Annotated in this window: 25 protein-coding genes; 9 read left to right on the top strand and 16 right to left on the bottom strand. The window is 68.2% G+C overall.

Features of this window, described 5'->3' with window-relative positions; translation table 11 throughout:
- Positions 1 to 12 precede the first annotated feature (12 nt).
- From IT882_RS02370 to IT882_RS02355, 4 genes are read left to right on the top strand one after another with little or no spacing between them, the layout of a single operon-like run.
- Positions 13 to 1,116, top strand: coding sequence for a hypothetical protein (locus IT882_RS02370; RefSeq protein WP_195693009.1), 1,104 nt, complete (start codon positions 13 to 15; stop codon positions 1,114 to 1,116).
- Positions 1,073 to 1,828, top strand: a complete 756-nt coding sequence (locus IT882_RS02365; protein WP_195693008.1) for a hypothetical protein — start codon at positions 1,073 to 1,075, stop codon at positions 1,826 to 1,828. The genes IT882_RS02370 and IT882_RS02365 overlap by 44 nt, the downstream gene beginning before the upstream one ends.
- 28 nt (positions 1,829 to 1,856) lie before the next feature.
- Positions 1,857 to 2,069, top strand: coding sequence for a CopG family transcriptional regulator (locus IT882_RS02360; protein ID WP_195693007.1), 213 nt, complete (start codon positions 1,857 to 1,859; stop codon positions 2,067 to 2,069).
- Positions 2,066 to 2,473 carry a PIN domain-containing protein gene (locus tag IT882_RS02355; protein WP_195693006.1) on the top strand — a complete coding sequence of 136 codons (408 nt, stop codon included), beginning with the start codon at positions 2,066 to 2,068 and terminating at the stop codon, positions 2,471 to 2,473. Before IT882_RS02360 ends, IT882_RS02355 begins: the two co-directional genes overlap by 4 nt.
- Before the next feature lie 15 nt (positions 2,474 to 2,488).
- Here the strand turns inward: IT882_RS02355 and coaBC are convergent, their stop codons facing one another.
- Complete coding sequence (coaBC, locus tag IT882_RS02350; protein ID WP_195693005.1) at positions 2,489 to 3,718, bottom strand: bifunctional phosphopantothenoylcysteine decarboxylase/phosphopantothenate--cysteine ligase CoaBC; 1,230 nt, start codon at positions 3,716 to 3,718, stop codon at positions 2,489 to 2,491.
- Positions 3,719 to 3,754: 36 nt separating this feature from the next.
- On the opposite strand from coaBC, the gene IT882_RS02345 reads away from it, so the two are divergent.
- The 4 genes from IT882_RS02345 to IT882_RS02330 all read left to right on the top strand — a co-directional run bounded on the left by IT882_RS02345 (position 3,755) and on the right by IT882_RS02330 (position 6,848).
- On the top strand, positions 3,755 to 4,480 hold the full coding sequence (locus tag IT882_RS02345; RefSeq protein ID WP_195693004.1) for an NRDE family protein: 726 nt from the start codon (positions 3,755 to 3,757) through the stop codon (positions 4,478 to 4,480).
- A gap of 90 nt (positions 4,481 to 4,570) precedes the next feature.
- The gene (locus IT882_RS02340; RefSeq protein WP_195693003.1) at positions 4,571 to 5,266 is read left to right on the top strand and encodes a DUF2510 domain-containing protein; all 696 of its coding nucleotides are present in this window, start codon (positions 4,571 to 4,573) and stop codon (positions 5,264 to 5,266) included.
- 107 nt (positions 5,267 to 5,373) lie between these two features.
- Complete coding sequence (locus IT882_RS02335; protein WP_195693002.1) at positions 5,374 to 5,838, top strand: VWA domain-containing protein; 465 nt, start codon at positions 5,374 to 5,376, stop codon at positions 5,836 to 5,838.
- Positions 5,796 to 6,848: a hypothetical protein gene (locus tag IT882_RS02330; RefSeq protein ID WP_195693001.1), complete on the top strand. Its 1,053-nt coding sequence runs from the start codon at positions 5,796 to 5,798 to the stop codon at positions 6,846 to 6,848. Before IT882_RS02335 ends, IT882_RS02330 begins: the two co-directional genes overlap by 43 nt.
- A 141-nt stretch (positions 6,849 to 6,989) precedes the next feature.
- Here IT882_RS02330 and IT882_RS02325 read toward each other — a convergent pair whose 3' ends face one another.
- Genes IT882_RS02325 through IT882_RS02310 form a run of 4 tightly spaced genes read right to left on the bottom strand, consistent with a single transcriptional unit; the run spans position 6,990 to position 10,060 of the window.
- Positions 6,990 to 8,027: a sensor domain-containing protein gene (locus tag IT882_RS02325; protein ID WP_195693000.1), complete on the bottom strand. Its 1,038-nt coding sequence runs from the start codon at positions 8,025 to 8,027 to the stop codon at positions 6,990 to 6,992.
- A 5-nt stretch (positions 8,028 to 8,032) separates the two neighbouring features.
- Positions 8,033 to 8,953 (bottom strand): hypothetical protein, encoded by a 921-nt coding sequence (locus IT882_RS02320; RefSeq protein WP_195692999.1) that lies wholly within the window; start codon positions 8,951 to 8,953, stop codon positions 8,033 to 8,035.
- Positions 8,950 to 9,513, bottom strand: a complete 564-nt coding sequence (locus IT882_RS02315; RefSeq protein ID WP_195692998.1) for a hypothetical protein — start codon at positions 9,511 to 9,513, stop codon at positions 8,950 to 8,952. Before IT882_RS02315 ends, IT882_RS02320 begins: the two co-directional genes overlap by 4 nt.
- Position 9,514: 1 nt before the next feature.
- Positions 9,515 to 10,060, bottom strand: a complete 546-nt coding sequence (locus IT882_RS02310) for an FHA domain-containing protein (protein WP_195692997.1) — start codon at positions 10,058 to 10,060, stop codon at positions 9,515 to 9,517.
- 465 nt (positions 10,061 to 10,525) lie between these two features.
- Between IT882_RS02310 and IT882_RS02305 the strand changes: the two genes are divergently transcribed.
- The gene (locus tag IT882_RS02305) at positions 10,526 to 10,864 is read left to right on the top strand and encodes a hypothetical protein (RefSeq protein ID WP_195692996.1); all 339 of its coding nucleotides are present in this window, start codon (positions 10,526 to 10,528) and stop codon (positions 10,862 to 10,864) included.
- Between the two features lie 10 nt (positions 10,865 to 10,874).
- On the opposite strand, the gene IT882_RS02300 is transcribed toward IT882_RS02305, so the two are convergent.
- The 11 genes from IT882_RS02300 to IT882_RS02255 form a co-directional block, all read right to left on the bottom strand.
- Positions 10,875 to 12,200 carry a hypothetical protein gene (locus IT882_RS02300; protein ID WP_229382252.1) on the bottom strand — a complete coding sequence of 442 codons (1,326 nt, stop codon included), beginning with the start codon at positions 12,198 to 12,200 and terminating at the stop codon, positions 10,875 to 10,877.
- Positions 12,201 to 12,327: 127 nt separating this feature from the next.
- A complete protein-coding gene (locus tag IT882_RS02295) occupies positions 12,328 to 13,587 on the bottom strand; it encodes an alpha/beta hydrolase (RefSeq protein ID WP_195692994.1) in 1,260 nt (419 codons plus the stop codon).
- Between the two features lie 57 nt (positions 13,588 to 13,644).
- Complete coding sequence (locus IT882_RS02290) at positions 13,645 to 14,565, bottom strand: hypothetical protein (protein ID WP_195692993.1); 921 nt, start codon at positions 14,563 to 14,565, stop codon at positions 13,645 to 13,647.
- Positions 14,566 to 14,627: 62 nt separating this feature from the next.
- Positions 14,628 to 14,894, bottom strand: a complete 267-nt coding sequence (locus tag IT882_RS02285; RefSeq protein ID WP_195692992.1) for a WXG100 family type VII secretion target — start codon at positions 14,892 to 14,894, stop codon at positions 14,628 to 14,630.
- Positions 14,895 to 15,043: 149 nt separating this feature from the next.
- A complete protein-coding gene (locus IT882_RS16220) occupies positions 15,044 to 17,578 on the bottom strand; it encodes an FtsK/SpoIIIE domain-containing protein (RefSeq protein WP_229382437.1) in 2,535 nt (844 codons plus the stop codon).
- On the bottom strand, positions 17,491 to 19,473 hold the full coding sequence (locus IT882_RS16215) for an FHA domain-containing protein (RefSeq protein WP_229382251.1): 1,983 nt from the start codon (positions 19,471 to 19,473) through the stop codon (positions 17,491 to 17,493). The genes IT882_RS16220 and IT882_RS16215 overlap by 88 nt, the downstream gene beginning before the upstream one ends.
- The gene (locus IT882_RS02275) at positions 19,470 to 20,201 is read right to left on the bottom strand and encodes a hypothetical protein (protein WP_195692991.1); all 732 of its coding nucleotides are present in this window, start codon (positions 20,199 to 20,201) and stop codon (positions 19,470 to 19,472) included. Before IT882_RS02275 ends, IT882_RS16215 begins: the two co-directional genes overlap by 4 nt.
- A complete protein-coding gene (locus IT882_RS02270) occupies positions 20,198 to 21,859 on the bottom strand; it encodes a serine/threonine-protein kinase (RefSeq protein ID WP_195692990.1) in 1,662 nt (553 codons plus the stop codon). The genes IT882_RS02275 and IT882_RS02270 overlap by 4 nt, the downstream gene beginning before the upstream one ends.
- Positions 21,859 to 23,106 carry an FHA domain-containing protein gene (locus IT882_RS02265; protein ID WP_195692989.1) on the bottom strand — a complete coding sequence of 416 codons (1,248 nt, stop codon included), beginning with the start codon at positions 23,104 to 23,106 and terminating at the stop codon, positions 21,859 to 21,861. Before IT882_RS02265 ends, IT882_RS02270 begins: the two co-directional genes overlap by 1 nt.
- Positions 23,107 to 23,206: 100 nt before the next feature.
- Complete coding sequence (locus IT882_RS02260) at positions 23,207 to 23,701, bottom strand: PP2C family protein-serine/threonine phosphatase (protein WP_195692988.1); 495 nt, start codon at positions 23,699 to 23,701, stop codon at positions 23,207 to 23,209.
- A 318-nt stretch (positions 23,702 to 24,019) separates the two neighbouring features.
- Complete coding sequence (locus IT882_RS02255) at positions 24,020 to 24,436, bottom strand: hypothetical protein (protein WP_195692987.1); 417 nt, start codon at positions 24,434 to 24,436, stop codon at positions 24,020 to 24,022.
- Between the last annotated feature and the right edge of the window lie 86 nt (positions 24,437 to 24,522).

The following is a 24,522-nucleotide window of genomic DNA, read 5'->3' as shown; positions in this document are numbered from 1 at the left end:
CCCTGGAGACTCGTGTCCAAACGCAAGAAGGCGCCATCCGGAAACCCCGCGAATCGCGGCCTGTCCTTCGTCGACCGCCGCATTGCCCGCGACTTCGAGCGGTGGCTCGCAGCATCCGACACCCCACTGAGCGACCCGCATAACGCAGCCGGGGCAGTCGGCCACCTGTTCGACATCACCAAGAGATCCGGGCTCGACATCCTGGAGCCGAGTGACACCGCCGACATCGCCGACATGCTGCTCGACATCGGGCCCAACGCCACCGGCATGGTCGACCTCTTCCACGACTACGTGCACTTCCGACTCGAGACCTCCCGCGACCCCCGCTGGCACCAGGCCCATGACGAACTCGAAGACGTCCTCGACGACGACACCGGCATCAGCGCCATGCTCGAGGCGATCATCACGGATGCCGAAACCCGCGACCCCGCCGTCATCGCCGACGCCCTCGCCCACACGAAAGTCATCGACGGCGTGACAAAGCTCCTCGACTGGATCAGCACCTCCCGCCCCATCACCGACACCGGCGCCCTCCGCTTGTCCGACATCGAACCCGCCGCAGCAGCCCTCGGACTCCGCGCCGCAGGAGCACGCACCCTCCCCGCGACCGGTGACCTGCACGGACAGACCGCGATCGCAGACGGCATCACCTACGTGCAGTCGATGTGGCACCTCGAGCCGCTCGCCGCTTGGTGGCGAGCCCTCCTCGACACCGACGTGCTCGAGCTCACTGCATCCCGGGTACGGCCCGGGCGCGCATCTCAGCGCTGGCGAACCGAGCCGACACCACCCCTGGATGTCGCATCCGAGGTGGTCGCTCTCGTCGTATCCGATACCGTCCTCGGCGACCTCCCCCGGCCCCTCCGCCTGGGATGCTTCACTCTTCCGGGTGCGCGTCACACATGCGCTCGCGGCCCTCATCCCCGACGCCGTCGACAAGCCCGCACCCCGCACCGAGATCGACGAACTATTCGTCCCCCGTGTCGAACGCGACTGGCAGATGCTCGCCGATCTCGACCTGGCCGAACCGATCCACAACCACCCCGCCACCCGATTCGTCGTTCCAGAGGCCTTGCGCGGCGTCTTTGCTACCGGCCTGCTCGCGGCCCTCGCTGAGGGAGCCGAGTCGTTCGAGCAGACCGACGACATCGATACGGATGCCGACGACAGCAACCCCTTCGCCGACCCCGCCCTGCGCGCGCGGATGGCAGAACTCGGCGTGGTCCACAAGCCCGGCATGGCCGCCGAGCTTCTCTCCGAGATGGCGCCCCTCCTCGCCGAAGAGGGCATCGATCTCGAGAACGGTGTCGTCCCCGATCTCGACAAGCTCAACGCCGCCCTGGCCCGCGCGACCGAACGGCGGAACCTCGAACGCTTCACACCCGTCGGCGACGACCGACAGCGCGCCCTCACCGTCCTGCGTCTGACATCCGACGCACTCCACGGCGGCAACATCGACCTTGCCCGAGCGCTCATCGAGTCGGTACCGCCCGAACCCGAACCCGCCAGCACCATGCCCGCCGTCTCCCACGTCATCGGCGCCGGGCTCGGCACCCTCGACACCTGGGCAACACGCGCTGGCACGCGCTTCGGCGCAGCACGGATGCCTCACCTGAGCGCCCCCGCCGACGCGGCAGCCGAAGACATCCTTCGCCGCGCTTCCCACGGACGAGCCTTCGATTCGCTCTCACAACTCATCGCGCGCTACCGAGGCAAGCTCGTCCTCGAGGCCACCGTCGTGGCTGTCGCGGCAGGCATCCGATCACTGGCCGACACCGAGGGGACAGACGTTCAGACCGCCGTCGCTCGCTACCTCACCGGCGAGTGAAAGAGCCACGGGTGGTACCATATGTGGCATGGTGAAGACCACGCTGTACCTCCCCGACGATCTGAAGCGTGCCATCGAGCTCGAAGCCGCGCGTCAGGGCAGCTCAGAAGCTGACGTCATTCGCGAGACTCTTCGCCACGGCCTTTCGCAGACTCCCCGCGCGCCCCGCGGTGCCATCTTCACGGGCAGCGAACCGATCGCCGAACGCGCCGATGAACTCCTCGCAGGGTTCGGCGAGTGATCGTCGACACGAGCGCACTCCTCGCTTACTTCGACGCGAACGAGCCGCGCCACACCGATGTGGCTCGCATCATTGAGAACACGGACGCCCCGCTCATCGTCTCGCCGTACGTGATCGCCGAACTCGACTACCTTGTCCTCACCCGACACGGGTCGGATGCCGAACTCGTCGTGCTCGACGAACTCACCTCTGGCGCGTGGGAACTGGCCGACATGACCAGCGCACGCATCCGTGTCGCCACAGAGATCGTGCGACGTTACGCAGACCAGCCGATCGGCCTCACGGATGCCTCCAACATCGTGCTCGCAGACGCCTACCGCACCCGGCAGATCGCGACCCTCGATCGGCGGCACTTCGAGGTCTTGCGCTTCGACGACCACACCGCCATCGAGATCCTCCCGTAGCGACCTCTCGGCCACCTAGCGACGGGTAGCCACCACCGCATCCCACACGGCATCCGCGACCTCACGCTTCGACCCCGACGTCTGCGCGGCGACCCCACCGGCGCGACCGATCACGACAATCTCGTTGTCGGCAGTCTCGAAGCCGCGCGTCCACCCCACCTCGTTGACGACGAGCAGATCGACATCCTTGCGCTCCCGCTTGCGCCGCGCCCGCTCCAGCAGCTCGTCGCCCGACGAGGTCTCCGCCGCGAACGCCACGACCGTCTGCCCCGGTCGCCGCGCCGCCGCGAGCCCCGCAACGATGTCGGGATTCTCGACGAGTTCCAGGGTCAACCGATCGCCCTGCGCCTCCTTGGTGAGCTTCGACTCCGCAACCTCGGCCGGCCGGTAGTCAGCCACCGCGGCCGCCATCACCACGACGTCAGCACCGGATGCGGCATCCGTCACGGCATCCTGCATCTCCAGCGCCGTCCCCACCGACACCACCGTCACCCGGCCCCGCACCCCGCCGAGCACCTCGCCGATCACCTCGCCATCAATGTGAGCCGCAACGAGTGTCACCTCGGCACCCCGATCAGCCGCAGCGACCGCGAGCGCAACGCCCTGCCGCCCGCTCGACCGGTTCCCGAGAAACCGCACCGGATCCAGCGGCTCCCGCGTCCCACCCGCCGACACGACAACCCGCAGCCCCGCAAGATCCTGAGCGCGCCCGGGTCCCGCCGCAGCGACCACCGCGAGCGCAACATCCGCGATCTCATCGGGCTCGCTCATCCGTCCCGGGCCCGAATCACCACCGGTCAGCGGACCATTGGCCGGCCCGACGACGTGCACCCCACGTGATCGCAACACCCGCATGTTCTCCTGCGTCGCCGGATGCCGCCACATCTCCGTGTGCATCGCCGGCGCCACCACGACCGGCGCGGTCGTCGCCAGCAGCGTCGTGCCGAGCAGATCATCAGCAAGGCCCGCGGCCATCTTCGCGAGCGTGTTCGCGGTAGCCGGCGCGACGATCACCAGGTCTGCCCGTTGCCCGAGAGACACGTGCCGCACCGTCGCGACATCCTCATGCACCGACGTCGTCACGGGATTGCGACTGATGGCCTCCCACGTCGGCTGCCCGACGAACCGCAGCGCGTCAGAGGTCGGCACAACGTGCACCTCATGGCCCTCGCCGATCAGGCGCCTGACCAGATGTACCGTCTTGTATGCGGCGATTCCGCCCGTGACTCCGACGACAACGAACACGCGCCCAGTCTCCCACGACTGGCGCAGGGAACCCCCATGTGCACTGTCATCATCGACGTCCCGACCGACCCGGGCACGCCCGTTCGTCTGCTCGCGATCCGCGACGAAGACCCGAACCGCCCCTGGAACCCCCTCGGGCATTGGTGGCCCGAGCATCCGTCGATCCTCGGCGTACAAGACATCCGCGCGGGCGGCGCCTGGCTCGCGACGGATGCCGACACCCGCCGCCTCGCCGTCCTGCTCAACCGCGCCGGTGGCGACCACCTGCCCGACACGGCAGTCCTCTCGCGCGGCACTCTCCCGCTCGACTCCGTTCTCGGCCACTCGCCCGATGAACGCCCCGCCATGCGCGGCTTCAACCTGCTCGAGGTCGATGCGACCTCGGCCCGCGTCATCTCGTGGGACGGGGCCATCCGGCGAGAGACGGAGATCGAACCCGGCATCCACATGATCGCCCACGACGACGTCGACGATCCCGCCACCGCCCGCATCTCGCACTGGCTCGAACACTTCCGTCTCGCCGCCCCGGATGCCCGGCCCGCCGACGGCACGCCCTGGTACCAGCCCTGGCTTGACGTTCTCGCCCGCAGCGCGGAGCTCGGCCCCGTCGATGACCGCGCCATCATCCGCGACAACCGGCCCCTCGGCTACCCCACCCTTTCGCTGCTCGTGTGTGCGGCATCCGTCGGAACGGATGCTGTCGACATCCGCTACGCCGACCTCCCCGCCCCCGGCACGTGGGGCGACCTCGACCTGCACTGATACGAGCACTGACACGGGGGATAGCCCCCTGACGCAGCATCCGTCGCCGACCTAGAGTGGGGCACGGAACTCGCGAACGGGAGGACACTCATGTCGACGCCCCAACAGCCGCCCGCCGGCTGGTACCCCGACCCGATGGCCCCCGGCATCCTCCGCTTCTGGGACGGCACCGCCTGGACCGCACACACCTCCGCACCCACCCCAGCAGCACAACCCGCGGCGGCAACTCCGGCAGCACCCCCGACCCGACCTGAACCGCGCAAGAGCCCCGGCGTCGACACGAACACCGTCTGGATCTGGCTCATCGTGCTGCTCCCGCTGGCCTCGTCATTGCTGGCACTTCTCGTGCCGTGGCGTTCGATGCTCTTCTTCATGCACGGCTGGCAGTTCAACACCTACACGCAGCCCGACCATATGCCCGATCTGCGCCTGTTCATGCAGCCGTTCGACATCTTCTTCTCGCCCTGGTGGTGGGCGATCACGCTCTTCGGCTTCGCGATCTACGGCTTCAGCGTCTGGTTCGCGTACCTGGACCAGCGCGAACTGCACAGCCGCGGCATCGACCGCCCCTTCCCGTGGCCGTGGATGTTCCTGTCGATCGTCTACCCCATCGGCCGCATCGTCGTCGCCATCCGCCGCACCGGCACCGGCTGGGCACCGCTCTGGGGCCTCATCGCCGCCCAGGTGGTCGGCATCATCGTCGGCGTCGTGGTCTCGGCCCAGATCACCCTCGCGACCCTCCAGTTCCTCAGCACGATCGCCCGCTACGGCGGCTACTCGGGCTGAGTCACACGCCTCGACCCTGAGTACCAGCGAACCGGTGGGCAAGATTCCCCATCGATGTCGGCGCGCCGCCTCCCTATGCTGAGGCCGAGGAAGGGATGCGCCGCAACATGAGGTCCGTTCTGACGTCCATGATGGCACCTATCGCCCTGACGGTCGTGCTCGCGGCGACGATTACCGGCATGTCTCCCGCCATAGCCCGAGCGACAGCGGGCGACGAGATCCCGCCGACGATCATCATCCTCGACGCATCCGGCTCGATGATCCGCGAAACATCCCCCGGTGTGACACGCATGGACGTGGCCAAGCAGGCGACGGTTGCGACCATCGACGCTCTCCCCGACAACGCGGAAGTGGGGCTTCTCGTCTTCGGCACAGGTACGGGTAATACGGATGCCGAGCGCGCTGCAGGCTGTCAGGACGTGAAGACTCTCTCCCCCTCCAACCGGCCGACGCCCAATCCCTCAACGCATCCGTCAACAGCGTCACCCAGTCCGGCTTCACACCGATCGGGCCGGCGCTGCGGATCGCCATGTCCATGCTCCCCGCCGATCAGGCTGGCAACATCGTGCTGATCTCCGACGGTGTCGACACCTGCGCGCCGCCGACCTCGTGCGAGGTCGCCGCCGAGCTGCACCACGACAACCCGCTCGTGAACATCAACGTCGTCGCGTTCGGGGTCGACGACGATGAGGAAGCCCAGCAGCAGATGACATGCATCGGCGGGGTCGGCGGTGGCACGGCGGTGTCGGCGTCCAATCCTGATGAGCTACTGTCGCGCCTCAAGGCCGCCACCCTCAACGACCGCACCGTCTTGAGCGCCCGGGGGTACGAGGGCATCGAGCTGGGCATGACACTCGCCGAGGTGCGGAGCCTCATCGGCGACTCCGAGATCATCGACACATATAGACGCGACGGCGTGATCATCGTCGTGATCGACTGCGGCTGGGGAACCGTCGAACTGCGCGACGACCGCGTCTACTCGATCGTCCCGGCCGACACAGCTACCCAGAACGCCGAGCGATTCGGGGCCGGAAGTACGCTCGCCTCCCTCGAAGCCACCTATGGCGCTCCCGTCACCGCAGACATGAGCGAGGTGAACACCGTCGTCTACCAGGCCCAGCTCGGTAGCCGTGTCGGCTACCGCGTGACCTACGACCCCAACACCGACACCGTGCTCACGATCATCGTGTGCCGATGCGTATCGTCGGCGTCCGCGACGGACGCGGGTCAGTGGGAGATCGACTTCGACGGGATCGGTCCTCTCGAGCTCGGGATGACCGAAGCCGAGGCGCTTGAGGCGGCCCCTGAACTCGTTGAAACCGACGATGGGAGATGGGAGATCGAATCGATCGGCCTGGTCGCGGTCACGTCCGAGGGCACGATCGAATCGATCTCGGTCTCACGACCGCCGTCTAGCTATGCGCCGGGACCGTCGGGGGCGTTCCTGCCGCATGCTCGCGGAATACGACTCGGCAACCCGAGTGCTGGTCTCGCCGGCGCCTTCCCCGGGGGACCTACCGCTCATACCTCGTCGCGGGCTGGACGGACTATCTCGTTACCGACCGCTCCGGCCATCTGCTGACGTTCACCGCAGATGGCTCATCCGGCTTCGGAGACTCCTCGATCGAGAACACAATGCCGGGTCTTGAGCTCACCGCCATCACCGTTGAAGACGCCACCCGCACGCTCTCGGCGGCCACTCGCAGCGGCATCTTCGGCTAGGTCAACGGATCCCGATCCGCTCGACAAGCTCCGCCGCCGCCTCGTCCCGCGTCGCCGCCATGACGTCTGCGAGCGTCGACACGTCGCGGAACGTCTCCTCCCACGCCACGCGCACCTGAGAAACCGTGTTCCCCGTGAGGCTGAGAAGTTGCAGACTGTCGTCCCCGTACTCTCCGGGCTCGACCCGGTGCACGGCGATCAGGTCGACGATCTCAGCGGGGACGGCAAGCGGTTCGACCGTGATGCGACTGAATTCGGTCCCGGTCGAGTCCGCCACAGCGAAATCCGCGCATACCCCGATCGTGTCCCGGTGAGAAGCGAAGAACGCTTCGGCCTCGGCGGGAGTCGGAAACCCTCGTACCGAGACGACCCCCGCATCCCAGGAGGCCGTGCGCATACCTGTCACGGCCCAATCGTCACCCCAATACCAGACCCAGCAGTCCTCCGGGACCGGGTGGGCGCCCTCGGTCTCGCCGATTCCGCTCAGCTCGGCACCGCGCATGATCGTTCCGATGCCGGGAAACAGCGACCGCAGCTCAGCATCGTCGGGAAGAAGCCAGGCGAGCTCGTCGCCGACGTACACCGGCGGGCCGTCGAGCATCGGCGCGGTGGATGCCGTCGCGGAACCCGCCGACATCGATCCCGACGGATCGGTGCCGGCGCCCGCATTGACAGCCGCCAGCGCCCACACGCCGCCACCCACTGCGAGCAGGCCGACGATAGCGGCGGCGCCGATCACCATCCCCTGGCGGTGCCGGCGGGAACCATGGGCTTCCTGCGGCGGAGCTTCGGTCCGCACGTCAGCGCTCTTCGACTCCACGGCCGAAGTCTGGTCGGCCGGCGATCCGTGCACCTCAGGCGACGGGGTCGCCGAGGAAGCCTCCGTCGCCGACCGTGCCCACGACGCAAGAGCCTCGTAGCAGTTTGGGTGAGCCGCGATCTTCTCGGCGAACTCCGGATGCTCCGCCGCGATGCTCGCCAGCGTCGAGGCATCCGTCTCGGGTTCGTGCAGGAGCCGCCAGGCCTCTAGGCGATCCACCGCACTTACCCCCGCACCCCATACGGCGAAGCCGTCGCGACGGTCCGGCGCCGCTCGCTCGCGTTGCTCCACACTGTCGCGAGCACGGCGGTGAGCAGCGGGATGACGAAGTTGAGCACGAGCGCATAGACGAACAGCGCCGTTTGGATGCCGAGCCCGGTATATGCGAGCTGGAACATCAGGACGATACCGATCAGTCCTGCGACGATCTCCAGCGGAACAAGCACCAGCAGCCCCGCGTAGCCCCAGCCGAAGAGAGGTCGACAGAGCGCCCACGCGAGGAACAACGCGATGATGGGGATTCCTCCGAGCACGCCGAGCTGCGCCGAGAAGCCCACGCCAAGCACCCCCGCGGCGCCGGCGAGTAGTGCAAGCAGCGCACCCGCGAGAGGCCTCCCGCCAGCCGGGGCGCTCACGAGGATCGGGATCAGCATCACCAGAGGCCCCACCGCGTGCAGGAGGGCGTAAGCGGGAAACGCGCCTGGGGGCGCCGTCGGTGGATTGAGCGCGATCATCGAGGCGGCGATCGGCCCCGCAGCGACGAAGAGGAACGCGAAGAACCACAGCCCCGTGTTGCGCGAGGGTCGCGCGAGCACGGGGTGTGCGGGTGCCGGGTATCCGGGCTGCGCGGCATACCCGGGCTGCGCAGCGTACCCGGGCTGTGCAGCGACGTGCCCGGGCTGCTCAGCGACGTGCCCGGGCGGGGCGATCGGCGGCGTCGCCTGAGGCGCAGGAAGTGCTGTCGCACCCCGGGACGCGGGCCACGCGACCAGTTCCGGATACGCATTCGGGTGGACCGCGATCTGCGGGGCGAACTCCGGGTACGCCTCCGCGATTCGCGCGAGGCGGGCCGCATCCGTGTCGGGGGAGTGCAGCGCGTACCAGGCCGCGTCACGCTCGCTGCCGTCGACGATCCCCCCGCTCATGCGACACCGCCCGCATCCGAGACCGGTCGCGATTCGTCGGAACTCGCCGACCGTGCCCAGTCCCGCAGATCCGGATAGCACTGCGGGTGCGCCGCGATCTGCGGGGCGAACTCCGGATGCTGAGCGGCGATCTCTGCCAGGCGATCAGGGCCGATCGCCGGATCGAACAGCGCCGCCCACGACTGCTCACGCGAATCGGACGCTCCCCCCGTCTCCTGCTGCAGGGCTGCAGCAGCATTCGACGCCGCGACCCCCTCGGTCTCTCCGGTCGACGAGGAGGCTTCCGCCTCTCCGACCGTCGCGCGGAACTTCTCGACATCCTTTGCGTGTTTGACGATCGCCCCGGCCGCGATGAGCGGGATGACCGGCGCGATCACGACGAGACCGGGGTATTGGAAGGACTGGAGGCTCCCCAGCACGAACGAGAGCAGCACGAGTCCAGCACCGACGGCCACGGCGATGATCCGGGTCTTCTTCTCGATCGCCTCGACGGGGATCGCCGCGATCGCCGCGGTGAGCAGTCCCGTGATCAGGATCAGCGTGTCATAGACGCTCCACATGTCATTCCCCCAGTCGTACTCGCATCGTGAACTCCCCCATCGAGATGCTCCACCCCGCGCCGGCGGGCACGGCGACACCCGGCGGGCACGACGTGGCCTCGCCGATCTCATTGGTCACCTTCGTGCCGTTTGTGGAATGCAGATCGGTGACCCACAGCATCCCGCCCTCGACCGCGACAACGGCGTGCGTCTTCGACACCGACTTGTACGGGTCGTCGACGGCCAGCGGAGCAGCCGTCGGATGAGACTCCGGCGCCGAGGGGAGGCGTCCCAGCACGACTCCGGCGCCGCGGATGCCGATCTCGCGCCCGTCGTCGAGGACCACCGCCCACTGCTTCGCCTCCCTCTGGGACTGGCTCATCCGCGTGGACTCGAGGTCCTCGTCCTCGGCGAACATCTGCGCCGCGAGTGGATTCGGCGCTGCGGAAGCCAGCGCCTCCACCGGCGGTGCGGGGACCGGCGCAACAGGAGCTGCCGGTGGATTCGCCCCCGGGATACCGGTGACGAGCGACGCGCCCTGGGTCGGCGCCGACGGGCCCTCGGGCACCCGACTCGCGACCCCCGCAACGTCCGGAGCGGGTGTCGACGCCGGTGGTGGCGGGGGAGGGATCGAGGGAGCCTCGGCCGCCGCAGCACCGGGCGGGGGCGGGACCGGGGGACGCCGGCGACTGCGGGGTCCGGTGCCGACGCCGACGGGGGCGGCGGGACCGCGGGCAACAGCGGGACTGGAGGAACCGGAGGAACCGCGGGCGGGGGCGGGACCGGGGGGACGGCAGACGCTGCCGCTGACGGGACAAGCGGAGGCGGCGGGACCGGGGGAACCGAGAACTCCGACGGGGGCGGCGGGACCGCTGGAACCGGGGGCGGGGGAACCGGAGAAGCCGCGACAGCCGGGGTCGGGGACGGAGGAGCAGGAGAAGCGGCCGCGACCGCCTGCACCCCTTCGCGCACGGTGATGCGCGCCGTGGGGTCCGCCGCCGCGATCTGAGCCGCGAGGTTCCGGACGAACTGCATGAAGGTGTGGTGGGCGACCATCGTCTTCGCACTCACCGGGATGAACCCGCCGACGGTGGTCTGCGACGTGAGGTACCAGTCGATCGAGGTCGAGGCGAAGACCCGACCGTTGCGCTCCGTAAACGTCAGCGCGAACAGGAGCAGCTTGTTGAACGAGATGAGGAAGTCGTTGATGCGGAACTCGATCGAGCGATCGGTCGACTTCACCGAGACGATGCGGTGTTTGCCCTTCAGCAGGTCCCCCGTGCTCTCCAGAGCCGCCCGCTGCGCCATGTTGGCGACGGTCTCGATGGGAAGCGCCGTCTCGGCATCCAACCCGTTCCACGCATACTTGTGAGGTTTGGCCATCACTCCACGACCTTTCCCGATAGCGTGACGGCCTTCGGCCCGCTTTGTCTGGTGTAGATCCCGACGGAATCGACCGCTGTCGCGCTATCGATCGGTGCGATAGATAGCCAATCCAGAATTGCGGGATCCCCACCCGGGTGATTCGGTGTCTTGTAGTTCTTGACGATTACCGTCATGTTGAACACGCCGCGGCTTCCCGCAGCCAGCCCCTCATTCCACAACACGTTCACCCTCTCTGTGGTGTTCGTCCACCTTCCCCAATCCGTGCACTCCGGCCCGGTTGAGTAGAACTGCTCGGACACAACGAACGCCGTCATGAACGACTCGGGGGGTGTGGCGTTACGCGGCTCGTCGGCCGCAGGGACATGCTCGACGCGAAAACTTGCCTTCATCGGCGTATCGAAGCCGGCAGTGGTCGGACGCAGTGTGATCACAAGCGGCACAGCGATGTCTGTGCTCGGGTCGAAGTCAGTACACCCTGCGCCGATGTTGTTGGGCGTGGATGTGGCGTCTAGTCCTGTGCCGATAGTGGTCTTTCCGTTCGCGCCGCTCGCCGTCGGATGTCCAACCTGGATGTCGAGGTCGTAGCTGTATCCCGCGGAGGTGGCAAACGACCACTGCGCCTTCGGCGCAGGAGGTGCTACCTCCGGTTCTTCGGTGGGTTCGGGATCGGGCGCGTCAATCTCGAACGTCACCGGAGACGTCACTCCGAGGTTCGCGTACACCGTCTGAGAAGCGTCCGACAGCAGTGAATACCCCTCCGGCATGGATTCTTTGTCGAGTGTGACGACGAATGACCCGGCCGCCCCCACCACTACGGTCCCGTTCCCGGCGCTCGTCACGGTGACTTGATCCGAGTAGTCATCACCGGTCACCCGGACCAGAATGCCGGCCGCAGTTACGCCCGAATCAGTGACCACACGGATGGTGATCTTGGTGTTTCGCAACGAAATCTCGTGCTGCTTCGCCGCTTCGTCGGCGACCGCCTGGGCCTCTTCCGCCGCGCGAGCATTGCTCGCGGTCACGCTCACGCCCATCCATACCGCTGCGGCCACCAGGACAACACCGGCCAGAGCGCCGAAAGCGAACCACTGGCGTCGTGACGGCGCCTTGCGCTGCCCGATCTCCCGAGGTCCCGAGCTCCCCTCGGGCCGGGCAACGGACTCGTCGACCTCCTGCCACTGGTCCGCTCGAGGCTCATCGCCCGACCGCCCTTCCAAGATGGGCGGCACCTCAACTGCGCGTTCAGCTGAGACGAGATGACCTTCAGCGGCCCGCCGCTCAGCGACGGCGAGCTTCGCATCTTCGGTGCCGTACTGCGCCAACCAATCGAGAAGCTCATCGTAGGCATTCGGATGCCGCGCGACCTCGGCCTGCAGATCGGGCCGCCGCGCCGCGATCCGCGCGAGCTCGGCTGGCTCTATCTCCGGCGTCAGTTCCATGAGTTTCTCCTCACCGTCTCCCGGCCACCACATCCGCGATTCCCCGCTGGCTCGCGCTACCCTCGCGCAAGTAGCTCTCGTGCGCAGCGATGAAGAACTGAGGCATGGGATCCGCCGCGATGCGTCTCGCACCGTGGATGCTGCTCGGGTCAGCACCGAACTGACCCGAGTCGGCGATGATGTCCCCCGGCGCCTCGACGACGTAGAAGTTCGGTCCGACATTCAGCTGGTCAAGGCTCGATGCGCCGACGCCCGGGCTGCCGAAGACGACGACGGCGTCGAAGACATCAGTCTGCTGGGCCGCGAGTCCTGTCACGTAGGAACCATAAGAGTGGCCCAGCGCGGTGATACGTGCATCGGGATTGTTCCCGCGGATGCCTTCGGCGAAGTCCGCCAGACGTCCCGCGCCCGCCTCGCCGTACTGGGTCTGCTGAGCGTTCGCGATGCCGAAGACATCCCCGAAAGAGGGCTGATTCTGTGGTGCGTCGTAGTCCATCCAGAGCACCATCGCCGTCTCGCCCCCGACATGACCACGCAGAGCAGCGAGTCGGGCCAACGGGTCCGATAGCCCGCCCTCCTTGTCAGCGCGAGACGTCCAACCCTGTGTGTGCACGGCAACGTTGTCAGCGGTGTCCATGTCGCCGAGAGAGATCGCCACGTGGACACTGTCACCACTGCCCGGATCGAAGACGAGCAACTGTGCATCGGGATGCTCGCGGAGGGCCGCCTGCACCTGCTCGATCGCGACGAGCATCCGCCTGTACCGGTCGACCGCAGCCTCGGGTCCCGCCGGACACGGCATCGTTAGGTACCGCTCCAGGGCGATCCTATTCGCCTCGTCGCGCACTCGGGCCGGGAGCGAAGGCGCGTAGCCGTAGACGTCCGTCAACTGAGACAACGGAAGCCGCCGCCGCTCCTCGTCGGTCATGGCATCCCACTTGGCTGCCAGCGAGCTGCCTGGGCGATCGACCCGTGGCCGCGCCGTCGCCCCGCTGCCCGCGGCACTGACCGCGCTGGTCCGCTCCTGTTCGAGCGCATTGCTGTGCAGAGCGGCCGCCGCGGTGCGCAGCCGCTCTGCGGCATTGAGGATCCGGCGACTGTGGTCGGACTCCCACTCGTAACGGAAGGCGATCGCCGCGGGTCCGAACCATGCTTTAACCTGAATCGCATCGCCGACGGACATCCGTCCCGCTTCCAGCCTCGCGGCGGCATCTTCGAATCGACGGCCCAGTTCTCTGAGCTGCGCGACGTCCGCGCCGTACACATTCATCCCGACACCGCTTCTTCATGCCGGTCCTGGCTTCGCGCCATCGCTCACGCTTCCCCCTTACGACCCGGCCGGGCCACGACCCGGCCCTCCCGCGGCGAACTTCCAGAAGTCGTCCCACGTACCACCGACCGTGTCGACGAAGCCGACGAGAAGGCCACCCATGCCGTCGTAGCGCTTCATCAGAATGTCGCGATCGAATTGGCTCAGACCGTCGAAAGTCGCGCCATCGCCGAACACCTGACGGGCTGCGAAGTCGAGCGCACCACCGGGGGAGTCGTAGAACGTCTGTACGGAGTTGTAACCCGACTCCCCAAGGAACTTCCCGATGTCCCACGCGAGACCTGCGCCCGGTACTTTGACTCCCACGGCCCCCATGATGAGGTCGAGACTCGACTCGAAGGTGGCTGCCGGATCGTCCGAACCGATGGCCTCGCCCAGCTCCTTCGCGGTGATCCCCATGCCCGCGAGACTGAGCAGGGTTCCCGCATCCATCCCCTTGACTTTCGATGCCCATTCACCGAACGACTTGTAGTCGATTGCTCCTGCCCGCAAGGCGTCGATCAGTTCGGAACCGTCGTCGACAGTTCCGACGATCGTTCCCGCGATCTTGATCTCATCGAGCAGCTTCTCGAATCGCTCGGCATCCTCAGGCGTACCCTCCCATCCAGGATCGTCGGAATGGCTTGGTGCTGACATCGACAGCGAGCCGCCGACCGCGCTGGTGCGCTCCTGATCGTCGGCGTTGCTTCGCAGCGTCGCCGCGGCATCCCGAAGCCGCTCGGCGGCCGCATGCACCCGGCGACTGTGGGCGGAGTCCCATTCGTGCCGGAATCGCACCGCGACCGGTCCCACCCACGCGCTGATCTGGATCGCACTGCCGACCGTCATCCGGTCGTTGTCCAGACGCGATGCACAGCTGTCGAACTGGCGCGCGAGCTCACGCAGCTGCGCGACGTCGGCCCCATACATTCCTGCCATCACTCACCCCCGTGAGCCGGACCCGGCGGGAGAGCGAGCCCCGGCCCGCCCTCCCGCACGCGTCACGCGTTCGACGTCTGCTCCTGCGCGTTTGCGTTCTGCGTCGCCTTGCTCGCCGCGTCCCGCAACGCCTGCGCCACCTGCCGCAGCGACGACGTGTACTGCCCGCTCCACTCGTTGCGGAACTGGTTCGCGTCCGGACCCTCCCACTGCGTGCCGTTCAACGCGTTCGTAAGCGTCGACAGGATGCTGTCGATGTCGCCCGCCTTCTGGTTGAGCTGCGTGCTGAGCTGCCGAACCTGCTGGACGTCAAGACCCCAAACGGCCATTGTTCTACCCCATTTCCTGTTGATCACGAACCCTCGGATCGGAGTCCGTCTTTCGCCCCCCGCTGGTGCGATGAGGCAAAGCTATGGCTGGCATGATCGGCACGTCGATGGGCAACAATCCCCACGACGCACGTCCGGCGATCACGACGTCACCTGCGCGATCTGCACCTTCGCGGCACGCCCATTGACGATGAGGAACCCCGTCCAGGCGGAAAATCCGCCCGCCGAAGGCGGCCGAGCGGGGTGCCCATGAGCGTGTCACCGTCCATCTCCCCCGGGACCAGGAGCAGACCCCGGCGACCGGCCTTCATCGGGCCAGCGAGCGTGTACGCCTGCTGCCAGGTCGAGGTCTCGCCCTCACCGACGACGAAGTGCTCCTCCCGAGCGAGGACGCGGATCATCCGCTCGAGTTCATACTCGGCGGGTGTCCCGCTGAACTCGGGCAGCGACTCGATCACGACGGCCAACCGAGGCGCCGCTCCCGCCTCCGCCGCTTCCACGAGACGCTGCGCGAGCGCTGCGACATCGTCCGCGCCGACGGCGGCTTCATCCCAGTTGCGACGCGTCAGCGCGGTACGCCGAGGAGCCAGCAGAACGCGCCGGACCGACGAGCTGGAACGCTCGAGCGCAGCGGCGATCGTCGACAGCGCAGTGCTCCGCCCGCTGGTGGGCGGCCCGGCGACCAGCAGCGTGCCGGATGCCGACACCGACGCGGGTCCCAGCGAGAGGTCGTCCAGCCCGATCACCGGCGCCTCCGTGCTGCCGGCTGGAAGATCCGACAGCGAGACTTGCTCGGGAAGCCGCCGTATGGCGGCGGGTCGCGACGAGCCCGCCCGCCCGAGGGATGCCGCAAGCCGCTGGACCTCCCGAGCCTGCACCGCGACATTGCTGCTCTCGCCCAGGATCGCGATCTGCACCTCGTCGTCGTCGAGAATCCCCCGACCAGGAGGGGAGGACGAATCGAGCACGTCCTTCGCTACCCCCAGCATCAGGTACTCCTCCTCGTTCGCCATGCGCAGCACGATTCGGCGCTGAACGGTCGAGGCGATCGAATTCGGCACCGCGTTCGGGCGGTCACCGGCGACGACGACATGAACCCCGACGGCACGACCGTCCGCGGCGATCTGCGCGAACGCCGTGAACCACGGCGAAAGGTTCACGGGACCGAACTCGTACTGCTCCTTGAACACCCCGATCCCATCGACAAGGAGAAGGATCCGGGGCTCCTGCGGCGCGTCGGCGAGCCGGCGGTATTGGCCGATCGTCCCGGCATTCACCCCGGCGTACCTCACGGAGCGGTCATCGACGATGTCGCGCAGCATCCGTATCGTGCGCACGACCCGCTCCTCATCGTCCCCGGCAACGATCGCCCCGACGTGTGGAAGATCCGCGAGCATGCTCAGCCCGCGCGAGCCGAAGTCAAGCCCGTAAACATGAGTGGGCCCGCCGTTCCTCGTCGTCGCGGCCGCCGCCACCGCGATGGTGCGCAGAGCCGTGCTCTTGCCCGAGCCGCCCGTGCCGTAGATCGCCAGGTTCCCGTCACGGTCGGGCTCGTAGAACACCGTCGGCTGCGACTGGGTCGCCGGCTGATCGAGCACCCCGAGCGGAAGTCGCTCGTCAGTGCGGGGGTTCGGGAGCCGGCTGAAACTGTAGACCGACGCGAGCTCGTCGAGCCACGGCTTACGCGGCGTCGGCACACCGGCATCCGATGCCGCCGTGCTCACCGTTGCGACGATCCGGGCGATGTCGGTGGGGCCGGTGTCGCGGTCGTCCCGGGAGTCGAGCTGCGGCGCCTCCCACACGGTGTGACCGGCGAAGTCGAGTTCCGCGACGTCGATGCGGGGCCTCGGGGGCTCCCCCGTCGTGCGGCCGCCCACGTAGCCGGTCTGGAAGGTCGTCAGCCTGCCGGGGCCGCGCTTGGCGGCACCGCGCCCCGGGATCGACGAATCGAAATACGCGGCCATCTTGTCGCCGAGGATGTCCACCGAGTCATCGGTGTCGGCCATCCGCAGCGCGATCCGCAGGTTCGTGTTGGCCCGCAGGTTGTCTTTGATCACGCCTGCCGGCCGCTGCGTCGCCAGCACGAGGTGCAGACCGAGTGACCGTCCGCGCTGGGCCACGTCGACGACGCCGTCGACGAACTCGGGAACCTCCTGCACGAGAGCCGCGAACTCGTCGACCACGATCACCAGGCTCGGCGGGCACTCCGGGTCCCCCGTCTTCTCAAGGGTGATCAGGTCCTTGGCCTTCTTCGCGTTGAGCACGTGCTCGCGGTAGCGCAGCTCGGCCCGCAACGACGTGAGCGCTCGTCGGACGAGGTGCGGCGACAGGTCGGTGACGAGCCCGACCGAGTGGGGGAGCTCCACGCAATCCGCGAACGCCGAGCCGCCCTTGTAGTCGACGAAGAGGAAGGTCAGGCGATCGGGACTGTGGGAGGCCGCCATGCCGAGCACCCAGGACTGCAGGAACTCGGACTTGCCGGCGCCCGTCGTGCCACCCACGAGCGCATGGGGTCCGTCGGACCGCAGATCAAGGGCGAAGGGCGCAGAGCCGGCGTGACCGACGACGGCACGGAGGTTGCCCTCCTTCTTGCGCCTCACCGGCGGGCTCCCGTCTCGCGGCGTGAGCGAGCCGTTCTGCCGCCACCGTTCGACCACCGAATCAGGCGAGTCGAGAATCTCCATGCCCGCGACCGTCGGATACGACACCGATCGGGGAAGGTCGGAGTCGTCGGCTTCGGGAACGCCGATATCGACGACGGGAGCGAGGAGGCGCGCGAGCTGGTCCGCTGCGGCCCGGTCGAGGTGCTCGAGCTCCACCGGCGAGGTCCTCTCACCGATCCGCACCTGTCCGACGACACCGGATGCCGAGGCGCTGTCCACAAGGACGAAACTGCGACATGCCGCCGGCAACTGCTCGACGCGGGGGCGCACCAGATGACATGGACTCCCGCATCCGGACCGCGCTCGACAATCCGCGTCAGTCGTGCGCGATCAGCCGGAGCGCCGTTCTCGATGACAACCACGACCGCCGGCACGATCGGCTCCGGCCGCTCGTGCTGCTTGTCCGAGTCAAGGGGGCCGCGACGTGCCGTGGCACCGTCCACCCGCGAGTCGATGAGACCCTCGATCCGCGACAGCAGGGCGGATGCCTCGCCCCGCACGCTCGCGACATGCGATCCGGCCAGCGGACTGTGCGACGAGCTCGTGTGCGGCAACCACTTCAACCAGTCCCAATCGGGTGCCGACGAGGGGGACACGATCGCGGCGATCGCGACCTCGGCAGGCGAGTGCCGTGCAGCCAGCTGGAAGACAGCAGCCCGCGCAACATCGCGTGCCACGCCGTCGGCGCCGGCGAATCCGACGGAGCCTGCGACGACAAGATCCGCCGCGAGAGGCACCTGGTCGATCGTCGCGAACTCCTGCTGCAGCCCAAGCAGCTGCTCCCAGCACTCCGGCACAGTCTCTTGCGCTTGAGGGAGCACCACACGATTGCGGGCACGCGCCCGCCCACGGCCGACGTTGATCGTCAGAAAGCGCGGAGATTCGGTGCGCTCGGTCCATAGCAGAGGCCCGAGCCGACGCGCATCGTCCTGGAGCTCGCCGGTCGTCGGCAATTCGGCCAGCCGCACACGACGCTCTTCGTCCCGAGCCTGCTCGAGACGCTCCTGCGTGCGCAGCATCCCCTCGTCGAAGACCTTCCGCTGAGCTTTGAGCTCTCGACGCGACGTGACCGACTGGTCGACGTAGGCGCCGACGAGCAGCACGGGCGTCATCGCCATCATGATGACCCCGAGAAGCTCCTGAGTCACCGCCCAGAGCACGGCGCCCATGATCAACGGCGCGGCGAGGGCGACAAAGGGGAAACGCTGACGTTGCGGGAGCTTCGGTGGAGTCGGGGCGAGGAACTCCTCGCCCGCGTACGCAGGCACGACGCGGGGCGAACGCACGTGATCCAGCTGCGGCGCGGTCGCGTCGCGAGGCGGCTGCTGCGTCCTGACGACGCACACCGACGAATCGCCCAGCACGATCACATCGCTCGAGCTCACCGTGGCGCGCGACACCTCTCCGCCACCCACGACGACACCGTTGGCGGAGTTGAGGTCGATGATCTCGATCGATTCCCCGACGTTCACCCGGGCGTGGATCTTCGAGACCATGGGGTCGCTGAGGCGAACGTCGGCTCCCCGATCTCGACCGATGCTGGTCGCCCCCATGGGAAGCGCGAACTCACGCCCCGCATCCGGCCCGCTGAGAACGCGCAACGTCGCCACCGCAGTGCCGCGTCCTTCTCCCGACCCCGCGAAGCTGCCGGAGTCGTCCACGACCTGCACCGTCGCACCGGAGAGCACGCCTGCCTCGGCGAAGCTCGCGCCCGCGCTCAGAGTCCGCAGCGACGACGAGCCCACGAAGGGGTCCGACACCGCCAACGTCATCGTGCCGTTCGCCTCCGTCGACGACCCCTGCGGATCCGCGACCACAAGCATCCGGGCAACGTCCGAGACCGTGGCCGTACCGTCCGCCGTCACCGTCAGATCGACGGGACCCGCCGGGCGGCGCAGAGTGAGTTTGAGCTTCATTCGTCGCTCTCCATGTCGATGAGCGCGAGGTCCGCTCGGGTAACGAGCCGGGCAGCCAACGCGTATTCCACAAGTCGTATACGCCGGTTCGTCGCATACGACCGAACCCCTCCGCGCAGGCCCTGCACTCCGATGCGATCGAGCTTGTCGCACACGTTGTCGAGCTTGCGATTGAACCGAGTGATGTTCCAGCCGAGACGCGCAGCGGCCTTCGCGCTCGTCGGTATCTCGCCCATTCCGCTCCCTTCCCGCAAGAGCAGGGGCTCGGCGAGAGCGACGATCAGCTGACGCTGAGACACGGTGAACGTCACGTCGCCGATCGTCGTCGTTCCCTCGCCGGCGGTGCGCTGGGTCTCGATGAACATGGGCTCGGCGACATGCAGCGCCACCTCATAGGTCGTGGGTCCCGCTGTGAAGACGACGGTCGTCCGTCCGAAGACGAGCGGCAGACGTCCCCCCGGAGCAAGCCATGACTGCAGGCGCCCCGCCCTGTCTGTGACGGTGACCGACAATCGGGCACCGACATTCTCCAGAAGCCAGATGCCGTCGAAGTCCCTGATCTGAAGCAACCGTCGATGGAGAAACGGGTTGTCGTCGATGCACAGATCGGCGTCCCGGCCGATCGTGAAGGGCTCCCCGGGCACGGCCGTGAACCACTCGCCGCAGTACTCGATCGAGACGACTCCGCGGTCGAGGTCGGGCCCGTCGACCTGTTCGCGAGCGCTCACGGCGCGCACTCCTCGGCGCTGTCCGACGAAGACGTTCCGTCTTCGCGCCGCAGCACGATCTCGATGCACGCACGACCGGAGGCGTCGGATGCCACGGACACCGTGAGTTCCGTGGTCTCCTCGAATGCGAACTCCTCCCCTGCGACGACGGGCCGGTAGAGATAGATGTCGCCCGGCTGCGGGTCGGGGTTCGTCCAGGTGAAGACGACGTCGTCGCCTGCGGCTTCACCGACCAGGTCCGTGACGAGCGGCACCGCCTCCTCGTCCACCGCATCGACCGGCGCGGGGGTGACGATGGCCCGCTCCGCGGGTTCGCCGACCCCGCCGGGGGCGAGCAGGAGCGCCGTTCCGACACCGACGACCACGACGACGGCACCGACGCCGGCGAGTACCCAGCCGCGTCCACGACGTCGAGGAGACGAAGAGGCGGCGAGCGGCTCGGTCGACCCCGATGTACCACGAACGAGCGTCTCGTCCAACGGCGGCGCGACCGGCGCAGCGAGAGGCGGTGCGGCCGCGAGCGCCGGGGACGACGCGGGCCGCACTGCCGCGTCGCGGCTCACGGTCGCATCCATCGACCCGTCTTCGGCGGGCCCCGCCGGTGTTCTCTGCGGCATCCCCGCCGAGAACGACGCCGGCGCGGCATCCGACGGCGGGGCGGGCGTGCCCGTCGACAGCGGGTCGACGCTCAGACTCGTCGGGGGATCGATGACCGCGGCCGACTGGGCGTCGATACTCGTGACACCCCGGAACCGCGTGCGCTCCTCGCCCTCGTCTGCGTCCTCCTCGACGAGCTCCTCTTCGAGGACGTCGATCTGGGTCGCCTGCATCCCGTGCTCGATCTGCACGCGTTGCAGCGCACGTGCGAATTCGATGGCCGATGCATATCGCTGATCCGGCGACTTGGCCATCGCCCGCCCGAGCACCGCCTGCAGCTGCGGGGACACGTCCGCGCGGCCGGTCGACGGTAGCGGCATCGACTGGATGCGGGCCATCACATCGAGTTCGGTGTTCGAAGCCCCCGGAATCTCGAACGGGCTGCGATTGGTCAGGAGCGTGTACAGCGTCGCCGCGAGCGAGTACACATCCGATGACGGGTATCCCACCGGCGGGGTGCGTAGCGACTCCGGCGGCGACCACGGAATGCTCATCCCCGTCATCGCATCGTTCGTCGTGGCCGATATTCCGAAGTCGGTGAGTGCGGGGCGCCCGTAGTCGGTGACGAGGATATTCGCCGGTTTGATGTCGCGGTGCAGTATCCCCGCCCGATGGGCAGTCTCGATCGCGCCGGCGATCTGCACACCGACCCGCAGAGTCTCGGCTTCGGAGAACCGCTCCCGACGATGACGTGCCTGCAGATTCGGACGAGAGCAGAACTCCATGACGAGATAGGGACGCCCATCGTCCGAGACCCCGGCCTGGTAGACCGAGACGATCGACGGATGGGTCGCCAGCTGCGCCATCAGATTCGCCTCTTCGGTGAACCCCTCAGCGGTCGTTGTGCCCAGGCGTTCCTTCAGCAGCACCTTCACCGCTACCTGGCGCCGCGGATGCAGCTGCTGATACAGGAAGACGTCGGCGAATCCGCCGGAGCCGAGAAGCCTCACATAGTCGAACCCCGGCAGAGCCGGAGGCTGAGACGGGGGACGGGACGCCATCAGATGCCCTCGAACCCGAGAACCACACCGTCGCCGAGATCCAGGCGGTCACCCGTGACGAGCAGGGTCGGCTCGCCGGGGTGCAGCCTCACCGGCTCGGCCCCGATCCGCAGCAGGCGCGTGCCGTTCATCGTGTCGAGGTCGACCGCGATCACATCCGCACCCTCGACACGCAGCTCGACATGATTGCTCGAGATCTCCCTTTCGACGCTGGGAACGGTGACGAGATGTGGAACCGCTCCGGTGGCGCGGACCGCACGAGGCCTGCGCCCCACCACCGCGCTGCGATCGAGCAGCACGCGCTCCCCCGTCGACACGACCAGCACGGCAGCTTCGGTGCGCGGCGACGGTGTCGTCGACTGCCGGACCGGAGCCGACCCGCTGAGCTGTGCCCGCAGTGCCTCGAGCTGCTCGGCGGAGATCGTCTCGCCATCGTGGTCGCCGAGAACGGGCGCGGTCGGCGCCTTCGGGACACCGTCCACGAGATCTCCGCCGCCGAGCGGCGCGGGAGGCGCAGCGGCTGCGGCGAGAGCGGAGTCCGACGACGTCGAATCGGGGGCTTCCGAGTCCGGTCTCACCGCGGCGTCCTCAACAGACGACAACCTTGTCTCGCCGAAGATCAGATCGTCGTATCCGGTCGTGTCCTCGATCGGATGTGATTCCGGCTCCTCACGGACCAGGGGCGGTGCGCTCGGATCGTCGGCAGATGCAGCGTCCTCGGAGACGACCGGAGGCAGCGTCAGCTCGCTCGCGGCGCCCACCTGGGTATCCATCGAGCTCACGCGCGGCTCTCCCTCGCGGACTGGCTCGGGCTCAAGCACCGCCTCGGGCTCAGTCACCGGCCCGGGCTCAGGCACCGCGGGAACCGGAGGAGCCGCCGGCACCCCGCTCCGTTCGTCCGCCGGCCGCAGCGCCGTCGCCGCATCGATCACCCACTGCAGCTGCGACGCGGCGGCGACCCCGTCTCTCAGCGGCAGAGCCGTCGCCGAAGCGGTGTGAACCCCGATCGCGACGGTCGTCGCGCCGGCGATGGTGCGATCGGTCCAGGTCGGAACACCGAGCGCCGCCACGTCCTGACTCGCGCCATCGGCTGTGCCGACCCGCGCGGGGATCGCGCCGCGCACGATCACCCGGGCGTTTCCGTCCGACACCGTCGCCACGGCGAAGTCGGGAAGAGCAGCCATGTTCGGCCCGGCAGTCTCGAGGAGGACGCTCAAGACGACCGCGAACGCGTCGCCGTCGCGCATCTCCCGCCAGATTCGCGCGACATCGGCGGCGTCCGTCGCGGGCGGCAGCAGCGCGATGCCCCCCGAGTGGCGACGACGTGCCAGTCGCCGGGGCCGTAGGTCAGCATGCGGATGCCTCCATCCCTGGGCGCGGAGCGGTGTCGTCCGAAACGCGCGGCGCAGTGCCGGCGATCGGGAGCGTCTGTTCGTCGTCGGGCGCGAGCGCACCGTGAGCGTCGACGACCACGACCGTCACGTTGTCGCGTCCGCCGTGGACCAGCGCCTCGTGCAGAAGGCGGGTCGCGGCCGCCTGCGGGGATGCCTCAGCGAGGAGCGCAGTCCGGATCTCGCCGAACCCGAGCTCCTTGGGTAGGCCGTCGGAGCAGATCATCAACCGGTCTCCGACCCGAGCGGGCAGCAGCCAGTAGTCCGGCACACCGGCAGAGCCCGCCCCGACGGCGCGCGTCACGACATTCCTCTCCGGATGCGTCTCTGCGGCATCCTGAGAGATCTGCCCGCTCTCGACGAGCGCCTGAACCGCGGAGTGGTCGACGCTGATCTGCTCAAGCTCGCCTTCGTACAGCCGATAGGTGCGCGAGTCGCCGATGTTGAGCACGAGCCAGTACGTCGCACCCCCTGATCGCACAGCGCGGCGCCCGTCAGGGTCGTGCCCGCGGCCGATCTGTCGGTCTCGATCGACGCGACCCGCGCCGCCGCCGCCGCGAACGCCGCCTCCATCTCATCCACCGACACCGATGACTGACCGGCGAGCGCACGAAACCCCTCGATCGCCGCCCGGCTCGCCTCCGCCCGGCGTCGTGGCCTCCCATGCCGTCTGCGACGAGGAACAGGGGCGGGGCGGCCAGGAACGAGTCCTCGTTGGCCGCTCGCCGCAGACCACGGTCAGTTCCCACACCCCATGACAACTCGACGGTCACGTCGCACCCGCGTTCCCGCGCCTGCCGCGGCCCTGCGGTCGTGCCCGACCCTGCAGAGCCGCGCCGATGCGCCGCAGCACGGATGCCGGGAACATCAACGCCAGCATCCGCCGATGCCAGGGAACCGCACCGCGAAGCGACCTGCTCGCCTCATCGACAATCTGCCAGAACCGCTCTGCCTCTTCGGCGCCGGGCTCGCCGGCGCCGAAGACAGCGGCATCGGCACGCTCCGCGAGTGCGGCAGTCGCGACGTCCGGATATGTCGCGTCGATGGCTCCGGCCTGCTCGCGGCGAGTCGCACCGGCGGTGAGCGGCGCGCCGACATCCGTGGCCGTGTCGATGAGCTCCGCCCAGCCTCCGCCGACGCGATCCACCGTCGACGGTGTGCGCAGCCTGCGCTTGCGGCGCGTCATCCGTGCCACCGCAAGGGCCGCCGACGGTCCGAGCAGCGCGAGCAGGATCAGCAGCGACGCCCCCGTGATCTGCAGAGTCGCCCATA

The sequence above is a fragment of the Microbacterium schleiferi genome, from assembly GCF_015565955.1.
GTDB lineage: Bacteria > Actinomycetota > Actinomycetes > Actinomycetales > Microbacteriaceae > Microbacterium > Microbacterium schleiferi_A.
The sequence above is the reverse complement of the archived record's forward strand: the minus strand, read 5'-3'. Positions and strand labels throughout refer to the sequence as shown.